We start from the raw sequence: 13,130 nt of genomic DNA, 5'->3' as shown, positions 1-13,130 counted from the left end.
CCGTTTTTTTGGGTATCTACCATGGCTTTGGCTTATGTTCATTCCTATGAAACGTTCGGTTCTGTCGACGGTCCCGGCGTGCGTTTTGTCTTGTTTTTGCAAGGCTGCAAAATGCGTTGCCAGTACTGCCACAACCCGGATACATGGAAATTAGGAATCGGTGAGCAAAAAAGCGCTCGCGAAATCCTTGATTTCGCTCTTCGTTATCGCTCGTATTGGGGAGATGAAGGCGGCATTACCGTAAGCGGCGGGGAACCGCTTTTGCAGATGGACTTTCTCCTGGAATTTTTCAAAATGGCCAAAGCCGAAGGGGTTCATACCACAATCGATACCTCCGGCTGGCCTTTTACGCATAAAGAGCCCTTTTTCTCTCAATTTGAAGAACTGATGCGCTACACCGATCTCGTCATGCTGGATCTCAAACACATTGACGAAGTCAAACACCGGGAACTGACCAAACAGTCCAATGCTTCAATTCTGGATTGTGCCCGCTATCTCGATGAAATCGGCAAAGACGTCTGGATTCGACACGTACTGGTTCCCCAGCATACTGACGATGACGGGGCGCTTCAAAGACTCTCCGACTTTATTGCCACGCTTCACAATGTCAGACGTGTGGAAGTCTTGCCCTACCACTCTTTCGGCATGTACAAGTGGCAGGAATTGGGTTTGAAATACGATCTGACCGATATCAATCCTCCCACGCAGGAGCGAGTGATCAACGCAGAGAAAATTCTGAAAGTCGGCAGCTACCACTAGAAACGCAAACGGGACCGTCTCGGTCCCGTCAAACGATCCTGATTTCAGAAGAATTTAGATCGAATAGCCTGCCTTACGGGCAAAGCGCACCGTTGCATCCAAGAAACCTTGTTTGGAGCCGCAGTCATAGCGGATACCGTCAAAGCGATGCGAATAGGTTGTACCAAGATCCAACTGACTGGCAATCGCGTCCGTTAACTGGATTTCCCCTCCGACACCCTTTTGAACATTCTTCAGACGTTCAAAAATTTCCGGTTCAAGCACGTAACGGCCGATGACAGCCAAAGTGGAAGGCGCGTGATCGGGATCAGGCTTTTCAACCATTTCATGCACGCGGCTCGTGACAGCATGACTGTCTTCTACGCCCACAATACCGTATTTCTTCGTATCAGCCTTGGGCACGTCTTGGACAGCCAAAATATTGCCGCCGCCCACTTGCTTGCGGGCTTCAATCAATTGACCGATTGCGGCCTGCTGCGCATCGATCAAGTCGTCAGCAAGCATCACCGCGAAGGGCTCGTCACCAACAACCGGTTGAGCACAAAGCACCGCATGACCCAATCCCAGCGGCTCGGGCTGACGAATGTAGATAAAAGTTACCCCGATCGGCGCAATGGAGCGAACCGTCTGGAGTAACTCATTCTTACCCTTCTCAATCAATTCTTTTTCAAGCATCGGGGCTTTATCAAAATGATCTTCAATGGCCCGCTTGTAACGGCCGGTAATAAAGATCATTTCCGTGATACCCGCAGCGTAAGCCTCTTCAACGGCATACTGAATCAAAGGCTTATCCACAACTGGAAGCATTTCTTTGGGCATGGCTTTGGTGGCCGGTAAAAAACGAGTACCTAAACCGGCAACCGGGAAAACAACTTTGCGAACATCTTTCATAATTTTGTGCTCAAGTAATAAAATGCGAACTCGCTAAGTATATCGAATATCTTTTTGGCTCTGTCCCGTCTTTAGGATTATTACTCATGCAAAATGCACAAAATGTAACCGTGATCGGAGACGTTCATGGGTGTCTGCCGACTCTGTTGCAGTTATTGGAAAAAATCGATGAGCACTCGCTTTTGATTTTTATCGGAGACATCATCAACCGCGGCCCGGCTTCCCTTGAAACCCTTCGCCTGGTGCGCTCTTTCGGGGATAGAGCCAAGCTCATTTTAGGTAACCATGAGATGCACCTGCTCGCCACCGCTGCGGGGGCCGGTAAATCCAACCGCCGAGACACAATCGATGAGATTTTAAAGGCGCCTGATGCATCCGAGCTAATTGATTGGGTTCGTCACCAATACTTACTTTTTGATTGGTCCGATTACACGTTTGTGCATGCTGCAATCGACCCGGCCTGGTCACTCAAAAAAGCCCGCAATCTGGCAGCTGAAGTTCAGGAGCACTTACGAGGCGAGAAGTGGAAGGATTATTTGCAGGAAATGTACGGCAAAGACCTCTGGAACAATGACCTCAAGGGCTCTGCCCGAATGAGAGCCATCCTAAATGGCTTTACACGTATTCGTTTCGTTGATAAAAACGGCATACCCGACTACAAGGTTAAAGACGCTCCGGGCAGCACACCCAAACACCTCATGCCCTGGTTTGAATGCCCGAGCCGTAAAACCAAAGATGACAACATCGTCTTTGGCCACTGGTCAACCTTAGGATTAGTTCTTCAGGAACATGTGATTGCTCTGGATACTGGCTGCGTCTGGGGAGGGGCACTGACCGCCGTTGAGTTACCCACGAGGAAAGTTCTGCAGGTAAAAGCGCCCCAATACTGCGATCCTTTTGCCTGATACCGATTAAGCGGCCTTTTGTTCGGCTCCCACGGCGTCACAGCGATGGTGCAGTCCCTCGGGTTGACCGAGCATAGGGTTGGGAACACCCATAGCCTGACTCATAGCGGCCGCCGCTTCAGCGGCAACCTCGTGACGGGTCTTGCCTCTGACGTCAATCACGGGCAGTACTTTCAGTGTCACAGCCAAATCGGAAGTACTGCAAATGGTCCAAAGACACTTAAAAATCGAAATGTTAGCGTAAGAGGCTTTGGTCGTTTTCTGGCCCTTTTCCGTGTAGCAAATCGCCACCGGTAAAACGGGCGTTGCTGATAAAACAGCCGGTTCAATCAAATTCGCTTTTAAAGGAAGAAGCGACACACCGATGCTCGTTTTGCCTTCCGGAAACAACATAATGGTCTGCTTTTGCATCAAAGCCGCGCTGATTTGCTCGTTGACGGCAATGATGGAGCGATGGTTGCGTCGTTGAATGAAAAGAGTATCCACTCCCTTGGCGATACGCCCGAAAACAGGCCAATCCGCAATTTCGCTTTTAGCGATGAAACGGCCCGGTTTCATTGCGTTTAATGCAAAAATATCCACAAAAGAAATGTGATTGGCAACAATCAGGCAGGAATCCTCGTAAACTTCTCCCTCAACCGTAAAACGCATCCCGATCATTCGAATGAATGTTCGTGCCCAACTTTTGATAATGGTTCTTTTGGCTTCGGGTTTAACCCACTGAAGGTACAGTAAAACCAACACAATACAGCCAAGCGCAAAACAAAGCGCCGCAACAAAGCGAAATACGCCGACAACCTTACTCATAAGTATCTGATTCGTTAAAAAATTGCTGCAAAATAATACTGGCGGCCTCATCATCGATAAAGTCCGCATCACTGTCGACAACCGCAGAAGAGTAGCGCTCATCGACGCGCTTGACCGGCATATGAAAACGCCCTTCCAACTGTCTGGCAAAGCGCTCACAGCGCTCGGTCATTTCGTGCGCGGTGCCGTCAGGATGCCTGGGAATACCTACCACCAAAGCCACCGGCGACCACTCCTCAATGACAGCACTCACACCCTGCCAACGACTGGCATTCGTTCGCGAATCGATTATTTTATAGGGTTTGGCCTCTCGAGTGAGGGTGTTGCCGATCGCCACCCCCAGGCGCTTTTCTCCGAAATCAAACCCAACGATCACACCTTCTGTCATGCGTGCCCCGCATCCTCTCCCCACGCTTCGAGCGCAGACAGATCAATTCCCAGTAACTTAAGAGCCTTCTCGTAACGCTCTTCATCGGGCGTATCAAAAAGAATACTTTCATCGGCAGGAGCAATGAGCCAGCCGCTTACGGCGAGCTCAGCCTCTAACTGCCCCTGACTCCATCCCGAGTAACCCAACGAAACCAAAAACTTTTCAGGAGCATCCTTTGCTTCGCCGACTGCCTGCAACACGTCTTTAGAAGTAGACAGATAGACACGGTCCGTTACCGGCATCGTGGATTGGTATTTTCTGTTGGCCGTATGCAACACAAAGCCTCGTTCGACCTGAACGGGGCCGCCGTCATAAAGATAGATGTCTTTAAGCGCCGGATTTTTGTTCTCTATGCCGATTCTTTGCAATAAAGAATCCACACTCAAACGGATCGAGCGATTGATCAAAATACCCATCGCGCCGCTCGGCGTATGCTCACAGATGTAAACAACACTCCCTTCAAAAGTCGGATCCTTCATGTTGGGAGCAGCAATTAAAAAGTGATTTTTATATGAAACAAATTCCGCCATTTTAGAACCTGTATTCCTCCGAGCGAATATTTTCACACATCTTTAAATCGTGCGCTATGATGGAAGAGTTTTGTTACGTTGAGACTCAATCATGATTGAAAACGTTTTAGACAAATTGGTTCAGCTCTTTACCGAAGGTAAGGCTCATTTCCGAGTACTGGAGCATGAAGAGGCCGGCAAATCGAGTCAGTCTGTTGCAGAAATTCGCGGCACTGAATTGGGGCAAGGCGCAAAGGCTTTGGTCTGTCACGTAAAAGGAAACGGGGTCAAACTTTACGTATTGGCTATTTTGCCCGCTGATAAACAAGCCGATTTATCAAAACTTGCTCTGGCCATGGGAGGTCGAAGAGCATCGTTGGCCAGTCCCGATGAGGTAATGGAATTAACAGGCTGCGTCTTCGGCGCCGTGCCGCCCGTCAGTTTTCATCCTCAATTAAAGCTCATTGCCGACCCCAGTCTGTATGAACGTTACGATGAACTCGCCTTTAATGCCGGCCTTCGCGATCATTCCATCATCATTAAAACAGAGGACTATAAACGCATCGTTCATCCCGAACTCGTCGATTTTCTGAAAGAACCGGCGAGTGCCTCTTAAGTTTTTGATGCATTTATATTTTTAGAAAAATTTTCCCTTTCCAAGTCAGCTAAAAAGGTCTATCATTGCAGGCTTTCTTTTAGCTGACTTTGTCTTCCCCTTTATGATTGAATACGGTACCGTTTTACAAGCGGCTCTGACCCCGATCACATTGATTTCCGGCGTCGGTCTGCTTTTGGTCTCCATGACCAACCGCTATAACCACTCCACCGATCGCCTGCGCCAATTATTGCGCGAAAGTGATGCCATTAAACCCCGCAAGGATGAAGATCTCGATCACGCCATTGAGCTGATCTTCCTGCGTGTGCGTCTGCTGCGCAAAGCGATCATGCTGATTGTTCTGTCGGGTATGTTCAGTGCCCTTTTGGTGCTGATGAGCATTTTTGAAATTGCCATGGGTGATGATCTGATGGTTTTGAAATCCATCTTATTGTTGATCGCTATTGCCATGGTGGTCATTTCAACGCTGATTTTTGCCAAAGAAGTCAGCACTTCCATGAAAGCGCTCGGTCTGAGCGTGCATCACTGATAGGAGTCGGTCATGGTCGAATATCATCAGATGCTTGCGACGTCCTTGCCGCCCGTAACTTTAATTTCCGGTGTCGGTCTTTTATTGTTGGCAATGACAGCCCGCTACAACCACTCCACCAACCGTGTCCGTCAGCTGCTTCGCGAACGCAATTCCATCGCACCTCGAGAAGATGCGGATTTAAATAACGAAATTGAATTTATTTTTGAACGGGCATCGTTGTTGAGAAAATCGATCCTTACGGTGGTACTCTCGGCGACTTTCAGCGGTCTTCAAGTGCTGGCCGGCATCGTCGAATGCCTTTTCATGCTCAATTTGGATATCTTAAAGTTAAGTGCCCTGATTATCTCGATCGGTTTCCTATTACTGTCAACCATTTATTTTGTTCGGGAAGTCTCGCTTTCGACTAAAGCTATCGGACTCAGTGTTGAGCACCGTTAAGCATAACCGATCTATCGGGCGGTCCTTCCGGACCGCCTTTTTTGTCTACTGCAACGGTCTGCCCCAGAAGAAATAAAGCGCTGAATCACCGTCTGTGGTATTGCCGAGTGCCAAATAGACGGGGCCGAACAAAGAATCAGCTGCAACATAAGCAGAGAAAGCCTTTTTCCAAACCCCTAAGTCTTTATCGCTGAGGTAATCGGGCAAAACATCTTCCTGCACCCGTCCCATTTCAAAACCGCCCCCCACATAAAGCGGGAAACCGAAGAGATCGGTTTGATTGAGACGTTTCATCAGCATCATGCGTCCTAGGAACATATCCGATCCGCTGTATCGTCCGTAATAGGCTCCCGACATATTAAAAAGCCCGCCCAAGGGATAGCGCCCCGGAATGGTCGAGGAACCGGCCTTGGCCGATAACAGAGATATCCAACCGTCGCCCCAGTCCCAAGGCAGTAAAGTCTCGACGTAGTAATCCGAAACCTGCGTATCGGCTGAATTAGCCATATGGGTGTAACGCCTGGCTTCTACATCCAAATAAAAACCTTTACTCGGGAAATTGATGTTATCGAGTGTGTCGTAACGCCAGGTCAATTCGGCAAAAGCGGCCGTATCGTCCATCGACTCATAACCGTTAATATGACCGACGGAGACCTTGCTTTGCGCGGAAATATAGCCGAGACCGGCCGTCAGAACAGAAGATTTACCAAACTCAATACCCAGTGAAACGGAGCCTTCCAAGCTGGAATTTTTCATCGTCGCTTCAGCGTGACTCGAGCCGTTGTACCAGTCATAGCGCTGACTTTCAAAACGAATTTCAGGCATCACGAAGATGGGACTGGCCTCACCCAACGGTTGATAAAGACTGGTCGAAAAATAACTGTCTTTACCGATCTGGGCCTCATTGCGCCACTCTCCTCCCCAGGAATTGAGCCACCCCATGGTGTGAGCCAGGAGAAAGTCAAAACTGTGCTCCTGATTAAAGTCAGTCGAAACCTTGCCTCCCACACGAATCGTGTTGTACCCCCAAGGTTTTTCCTGCGGTCGCCAAATAAGCGTTTGAGTGCCGTTGGGGCCCGGTTCAATCTCATAGGGTACCAAGGTAAAATCGTCCATTGCCCAAATCCTGGCACTTGCTTCGGCAATCTGCTCTTCTGTCACAGGCTCTTCTAAATTCAGGCCGGCACTTTTGATCACTCCGGCGGGATTGACCGTCTGCAGTCCTTCGACCTTCACAGAGGTGATGCTTCTGGCAGCTGGGGGCTTAACCGAGGCCATCCGGTTTTCGTTCCAAGCTAAGTATTGTTTACGGGGTACAGCCAAGCGTCTGAGCTCTTTTTCATAGGCGCGGGCACTTTTTTCTCCCGCCTTAATAATCGCCTCGGCTTTATCAAAATCACCTGCCCCGAACCCTTCCAAATCCGTCGTAATCAAAATGTCTCGCTCTGTTAAGAGTGACTTGGAATAATCAACATTTCTTTCGGTGAGAATGCCGACCACCTGCCCCATTACACCGGCTACGGATTGAATATCTTTGGACTTACCAAGAGGCGTTCCGGCATTGACTGCGATGATAATATCCGCCCCCATCGCTTTGGCCTGCTCAACTGGTAAATTCTGAGCAAGTCCGCCGTCAACCAATACCCGTCCCTTATAGGGAAAAGGCGAAAACGCCCCAGGCACCGACATAGATGAGCGCATCGCGTCGGCAAGCGTCACATCTTTTTGCATCACGACGGGATAACCGCTATCTAAATCAGTCGCAAGCGCTGCAAAGGGAATGGAAAGTTCGGAAAGATCCGTCACCGAACTAACGTGTTTGGTAATCGAGCGCAGAAAAATTTCCAAGTGTTGAGCTGGCACTACCGAATCGGGAAAAAGAACCCCGTTGTCTGACAGCCCCATCTCTCCGCTGCCCAGTCCCTTGAAGTCGTCTTGCCGGCGCCGCCAATTTAAATCGCTGCGATCGGGTCTGAGAGCAAACATCTCGGTCCAGTCCACTCCCAGAATAATGTCCTGCATTTGTTCAACGGAGTAACCCGATGCGTAACCACCCCCAACCATTGCCCCCATGCTCGTGCCCGTCACGATATCTACTTTAACGCCCAACTCTTCGAGCACCTTAATGACGCCCACATGAGAAAACCCGCGGGCACCGCCCCCGGACAGCACCAAGGCAACCTTCGGACGAGCAAGCTCGGGATTTTCAATTGCGGCCGCACAAGCCTGAGCGGCAAACAGTGATATCCAACCTTGGATTAGACACAACAAGACAATACAAAGAGGTCTGACAAACATATTTTTAGTACTCTCAAAAGTCTTTCATCATCTTAACTGTTTTCAGCGCGAGCATTGAAGTATGATTATTAATATTTACCAATTAGTGTCCTAGGGAACCTCAAATGCGTATTTTGCTCACCGGAGGAGCCGGTTTCATCGGCTCACATACCGCTGTTGAAATGGTCAAAAGCGGTCATGAAGTCGTGATTTTCGACAATTTCTGCAACAGCGATACAACGGTTTTGGATCGACTCGAACAAATCCTCGGTAAACGTCTTCCTTTTGAAGAAGGGGACATTCGAGACTACGCACGTATGCGGGAGGTGCTTGAACGTTACCGCATTGAAGCGGTGGTTCATTTCGCAGGTTTAAAAGCTGTGGGTGAGTCTGTGGAAAAGCCGTTGGAGTATTTTGATAACAACATCACGGGAACTCTGACGTTGTTGCGTGCAATGAAGGACCTTGGCATTAAACGCATTATCTTTTCTTCAAGCGCCACGGTTTACGGCACTCCTCAGTATTTGCCGCTCGATGAAAATCATCCCCTCTCGGTCACCAACCCGTACGGCCGCACGAAGTTGCAGGTTGAAGAGATCCTCTCGGATCTTTGCGCAAGCGATCCCGAGTGGTCTGCCGTGTGTCTGCGCTACTTCAATCCGATAGGCGCACACGAAAGCGGCCTGATCGGAGAAAATCCCAGAGGCATTCCCAATAACCTCTTACCTTATGTGGCAAGAGTCGCGGCAGGTCAACTGGAAGCAGTGCGCGTTTTCGGTAACGACTACGATACGCCTGACGGCACCGGCGTACGCGACTATATCCACGTGGTGGACTTAGCCAAAGGGCACGTTAACGCGGCTCAATACAGTCTTACCCATACCGGCTGGATCGCTATCAACTTAGGAACCGGTGTCGGTTACTCGGTGCTCGATATTATTCACGCTTATGAACGGGCCTGCGGAAAACCCATTCCTTATAAGATTGTTGCCCGTCGTCCCGGAGATGTCGCCAGTAACTGGGCCAACCCCAAACGTGCTTACGAACTTTTAGGCTGGAAGGCACAATACGGGCTTGACGACATGTGCCGTCATTCCTGGGCGTTCCAGAAAAACTGCGCTTAAGAGCGTCATTAGTAGTAGGAATTTAAGGTCGCATCCAGTGCCTGCTGCCAGGAGCGGGGAGCGATCTTAAGTTCCCGGCGAATCTTTTGCGTATTAAGCCTGCAGTTTAACGGCCGAGGTTCGCTCAAAGGATAGTCCGCTGTTTTGACGGGCTCTATCTTTTTGCCGAAAGCCCAAGGGACCTCTGCCGTCTGCAGTCTTTTGAGAATTTCGAGAGCGCACTGATAACGTGAACAAAAACCGGCGTTGGCAAAATGGTAGATTCCTCTCAGAATTTTTCCGTGTTTATACGAATTGAGAAACTTTCCGATCACATCTGCCACATCTGCCGCTACCGTGGGCGAGCCCCACTGATCATCAACAACTCGAAGAACTTCATCATTTTTTAATCGGTCACAGATTGCCGTTACGAAATTTTTGTGTCCCGGCGCATGAAGCCACGATAACCTCAAAACGGTGGCCTCAGCCGTTTGTTGTGCAATCCCTTTTTCAGCCAACGCTTTGGTTTTTCCATAAGCATTGATGGGATTGACCCGATCCTCTTCTTTCCAAGCTCTCGTACCGCTGCCATCGAAAACATAATCGGTGCTCAAGTGCAGTAAGTACGTTCCCGTTTCTCTGGCTGCGCGAGCCATACTTAAAACTGAGTTGGCATTAATGATTTCAGCGTCTTTATGAAATTGCCCTGCCTTATCAACCGCGGTAAAGGCTGCTGCGTTGACAATGGCATCAGGTTTGGCCCGACACAGATACTCGTAGATTGTCTCCGGTGACAAAAGATCACCTTGTCGGGTACTTCGATCAGGACAAATCCAATCGAAATGTTCGCCCAACTGCCTTAACACTGCCTCACCGACCTGACCGCTTTGACCGAAAAGGACGACTTTCACGACTGACTTTCCTTAATGGCCTGCAAATGCTTTTTGAGATATTCGCCGGTCACACTCTTTTTATTCTTCATCAATTGAGCCGGTGTGCCGCAAGCCACAATCTGTCCGCCGGCATCTCCCCCTTCCGGTCCCATGTCAACCACCCAATCGGCCGAAGCAATCACATCCAGATTATGTTCAATGATGATAACGGTGTTGCCCGCATCCCTGAGTTTTTTCACGACCTCAACGAGCATTTTCACATCCTCAAAATGCAACCCCGTTGTCGGTTCATCGAGGATATAAAGAGTTCGGGAAGTGTCTTTGCGGGATAATTCCAAAGCCAGCTTCATGCGTTGCGCCTCGCCTCCTGAGAGCGTCAGCGCACTCTGACCCAATTTCACATAACCCAGTCCCACATCCATCAGGGTATCCAACTTTCTGGCAATGATCGGGTGAGCAGAAAAGATCTCCCTGGCCTCTTCAACCGTAAGATTGAGCACCTGCGCAATATTTAAGCCCTTATAGAGAACTTCCAGCGTCTCACGGTTATAGCGTTGACCGTGGCAGTGCTCACACGGGACGTACATATCCGGTAAAAAATTCATCTCGACCTTAATGTAACCGTCTCCCTGACAGGCCTCACATCGACCGCCCTTCACATTGAAACTGAATCGTCCCGCATCGTAGCCGCGCTCTCTGGCTGTCGGCGTCTGAGCAAACAGATCCCGAATGGGAGTAAATAACCCCGTGTACGTTGCAGGATTGGATCGCGGAGAGCGACCGATCGGACTTTGATCAACGTTGATCACTTTATCAAAGAGCTCCAGCCCTTCAAGATGATCGAAAGGTTCGGGGACGGCACCAGCACGGTAAAGCTTTTGAGCCAGAGCCCGATAAAGAGTGTCGTTGATAAGGGTGGATTTACCGGAGCCCGAAACACCGCTCACGACCGTAATCAGCCCGACGGGAATGTCCAGATCAACATTTTTCAGATTGTGCCCACGCGCGCCTACCAGGCGAAACACTCCCGAACTCTTTCGTTTCGCTTTCCCCTCGGGCAACATGTTTTTCTTTCCGCTCAGATAAAGACCGGTGAGCGACTTCGGATTGGCTGTAATCTCTTCGGGCGTGCCGCAAGCCACAACATAGCCTCCGTTTTCACCCGCTCGCGGTCCCATATCTACTACAAAGTCAGCCGCTCGAATCGTATCCTCATCATGCTCGACCACAATGACCGAGTTACCCAAATCCCGCAAGTGTTTCAATGTTTCAATCAGACGATCATTGTCTCGTTGATGCAGTCCGATGGAAGGTTCATCCAACACATACATCACGCCGGTCAAACCGGAGCCGATTTGACTGGCCAACCGTATGCGTTGTGCCTCACCCCCCGAGAGCGTATCAGCCCGGCGATCAAGCGTGAGATAACCCAACCCCACATCGGTAAGAAAGGTCAGCCGTTGCTCGATGGCATTGACCAACTTTTTACCCACTTCAGATTTGCTGCCCGAAATACGAAGTTTTTTGAAATAGTCATGGGCTTCGGACAGAGGCATTGCCGTAATTTCATAAATGGCTTTTTTCTGTTTTCCCGTTCCGATAAACACATGCCGAGCGGCTTCTTTAAGGCGCGTCCCCTTACAGGCATCGCAGACTTTTAATTCCCGATAGCGATTTAACTCTTCCCGAACCGCCTCGTTTTGCGTTTCTGCATAACGTCGATTCAAAATGGCAATCACCCCTTCAAAAGGCTCTTTTTTATAGGTCACCGCCCCCGCCCTACGATAGGGCATCTCAATGGTTTTATCGCCCAGTCCCCAAAGCACGGCTTCCTGCTCATTGCGTTTTAACTGATTCCAAGGCGTTTCGGCATCAAAGCCGACGGCCTTGGCCACGGCTTCTATCAAATCGAAGTTGTAGAGATTGCGACGATCCCAGCCGTGAATGGCTCCAGAACTCAAAGACAATTCCGGGTGGCATACCACACTGTTTTCCGTAAAAACCATGCTCTGTCCCATGCCGTTGCAGACCGGACAAGCGCCCATGGGATTATTAAAGGAAAAAAGTCTGGGCTCCAACTCCTCAATACTGTAGCCGCACTCCGGGCAACAATAGTGGCTTGAAAATGCCTGATGCTCGCCGCTTTCCATGTTTTCAATCACGACTCGCCCGTCAGCTAAACGCAGTGCTGTCTCCAGGCTCTCTGCCAAACGTTGGGCCGCCTGCGCTCGAATTTTCAAACGATCCACCACCACATCCACATCGTGTCTTTCCCGAGGATCCAACTGCGGAAGGGTGTCCGCCTCATAACGCACGCCGTCAATTTTGAAGCGGATGAAACCCTGGGTTTGCATATCCTGGAAAAATCGCTCGAAATCCAATTTCTTTTGTCTGACAACCGGAGCCAAGACCATGATTTTGGCCTCTTCAGGTCCTTGCAAAATCCGATCGACCATAGTCGATACCGGTGTGACTTCCAAAGGCAAACCATGGATGGGACAGTAGGGAGTGCCGGCCCGCGCAAAAATTAAGCGCAGATAGTCCATGATTTCCGTAATGGTGCCGACTGTGGAGCGAGGATTACTGTTGACGGCTTTCTGTTCAATAGCAATAGCAGGCGACAAGCCCTCAATCAAATCTACATCCGGTCTTTCCATTAAATCCAGAAATTGCCGCGCATAGGCCGAAAGGCTCTCGACGTATCGCCGTTGGCCTTCCGCATACAAGGTATCAAAGGCTAAAGAACTCTTTCCCGAGCCTGATAAACCCGTGATGACCACCAGCTTATCTCTGGGAATATCCAGGTCAATATTTTTGAGATTATGGGTGCGAGCCCCACGAATATGAATTTCGCCGCGCATGCTTGAGTATCCTCAAAAAGTTAACTTTTAATTGTAGAGGCAAGCGCATACTGAGGACAAAATTTTTGTGCAACCGTAAAAAGGCCCGCTTATCTGCGGGCTCGAACAA

General features: G+C 49.6%; 13 protein-coding genes. 6 read left to right on the top strand and 7 right to left on the bottom strand.

Annotated elements, in window-relative coordinates; translation table 11 throughout:
* Positions 1-21: 21 nt before the first annotated feature.
* A complete protein-coding gene (gene pflA, locus H5985_RS01095) occupies positions 22-759 on the top strand; it encodes a pyruvate formate-lyase-activating protein (protein WP_205049468.1) in 738 nt (245 codons plus the stop codon).
* A 54-nt stretch (positions 760-813) separates the two neighbouring features.
* On the opposite strand, the gene galU is transcribed toward pflA, so the two are convergent.
* Positions 814-1,650 carry a UTP--glucose-1-phosphate uridylyltransferase GalU gene (gene galU, locus H5985_RS01090; RefSeq protein WP_205049467.1) on the bottom strand — a complete coding sequence of 279 codons (837 nt, stop codon included), beginning with the start codon at positions 1,648-1,650 and terminating at the stop codon, positions 814-816.
* 86 nt (positions 1,651-1,736) lie between these two features.
* On the opposite strand from galU, the gene H5985_RS01085 reads away from it, so the two are divergent.
* Positions 1,737-2,555 carry a symmetrical bis(5'-nucleosyl)-tetraphosphatase gene (locus H5985_RS01085; RefSeq protein WP_205049466.1) on the top strand — a complete coding sequence of 273 codons (819 nt, stop codon included), beginning with the start codon at positions 1,737-1,739 and terminating at the stop codon, positions 2,553-2,555.
* A 6-nt stretch (positions 2,556-2,561) separates the two neighbouring features.
* Here H5985_RS01085 and H5985_RS01080 read toward each other — a convergent pair whose 3' ends face one another.
* From H5985_RS01080 to H5985_RS01070, 3 genes are read right to left on the bottom strand one after another with little or no spacing between them, the layout of a single operon-like run.
* Positions 2,562-3,362 carry a lysophospholipid acyltransferase family protein gene (locus tag H5985_RS01080; RefSeq protein WP_205049465.1) on the bottom strand — a complete coding sequence of 267 codons (801 nt, stop codon included), beginning with the start codon at positions 3,360-3,362 and terminating at the stop codon, positions 2,562-2,564.
* Positions 3,355-3,750 carry a Holliday junction resolvase RuvX gene (ruvX, locus tag H5985_RS01075; protein ID WP_205049464.1) on the bottom strand — a complete coding sequence of 132 codons (396 nt, stop codon included), beginning with the start codon at positions 3,748-3,750 and terminating at the stop codon, positions 3,355-3,357. The genes H5985_RS01080 and ruvX overlap by 8 nt, the downstream gene beginning before the upstream one ends.
* Entirely contained in the window at positions 3,747-4,322 is a 576-nt protein-coding gene (locus tag H5985_RS01070) for a YqgE/AlgH family protein (RefSeq protein ID WP_205049463.1), read from the bottom strand. Before H5985_RS01070 ends, ruvX begins: the two co-directional genes overlap by 4 nt.
* A gap of 91 nt (positions 4,323-4,413) precedes the next feature.
* On the opposite strand from H5985_RS01070, the gene H5985_RS01065 reads away from it, so the two are divergent.
* The 3 genes from H5985_RS01065 to H5985_RS01055 all read left to right on the top strand — a co-directional run bounded on the left by H5985_RS01065 (position 4,414) and on the right by H5985_RS01055 (position 5,887).
* On the top strand, positions 4,414-4,917 hold the full coding sequence (locus tag H5985_RS01065) for a YbaK/prolyl-tRNA synthetase associated domain-containing protein (protein ID WP_205049462.1): 504 nt from the start codon (positions 4,414-4,416) through the stop codon (positions 4,915-4,917).
* Positions 4,918-5,020: 103 nt separating this feature from the next.
* Positions 5,021-5,446, top strand: a complete 426-nt coding sequence (locus tag H5985_RS01060; protein ID WP_205049461.1) for a DUF2721 domain-containing protein — start codon at positions 5,021-5,023, stop codon at positions 5,444-5,446.
* A 12-nt stretch (positions 5,447-5,458) separates the two neighbouring features.
* A complete protein-coding gene (locus H5985_RS01055; protein ID WP_205049460.1) occupies positions 5,459-5,887 on the top strand; it encodes a DUF2721 domain-containing protein in 429 nt (142 codons plus the stop codon).
* 45 nt (positions 5,888-5,932) lie between these two features.
* On the opposite strand, the gene H5985_RS01050 is transcribed toward H5985_RS01055, so the two are convergent.
* Entirely contained in the window at positions 5,933-8,185 is a 2,253-nt protein-coding gene (locus H5985_RS01050; protein ID WP_205049459.1) for a patatin-like phospholipase family protein, read from the bottom strand.
* A gap of 104 nt (positions 8,186-8,289) precedes the next feature.
* Here H5985_RS01050 and galE point away from each other — a divergent pair, with 104 nt between their 5' ends.
* Entirely contained in the window at positions 8,290-9,288 is a 999-nt protein-coding gene (gene galE, locus H5985_RS01045; protein ID WP_205049458.1) for a UDP-glucose 4-epimerase GalE, read from the top strand.
* Between the two features lie 8 nt (positions 9,289-9,296).
* On the opposite strand, the gene rfbD is transcribed toward galE, so the two are convergent.
* Positions 9,297-10,178, bottom strand: coding sequence for a dTDP-4-dehydrorhamnose reductase (gene rfbD / locus H5985_RS01040; protein ID WP_205049457.1), 882 nt, complete (start codon positions 10,176-10,178; stop codon positions 9,297-9,299).
* Positions 10,175-13,021, bottom strand: coding sequence for an excinuclease ABC subunit UvrA (gene uvrA / locus H5985_RS01035; RefSeq protein WP_205049456.1), 2,847 nt, complete (start codon positions 13,019-13,021; stop codon positions 10,175-10,177). Before uvrA ends, rfbD begins: the two co-directional genes overlap by 4 nt.
* Between the last annotated feature and the right edge of the window lie 109 nt (positions 13,022-13,130).

Origin of the sequence: Parasutterella secunda, from assembly GCF_016901835.1 — a bacterium.
GTDB lineage: Bacteria > Pseudomonadota > Gammaproteobacteria > Burkholderiales > Burkholderiaceae_F > Aphodousia > Aphodousia faecavium.
This window is presented reverse-complemented; position numbering and strand designations above follow the sequence as displayed.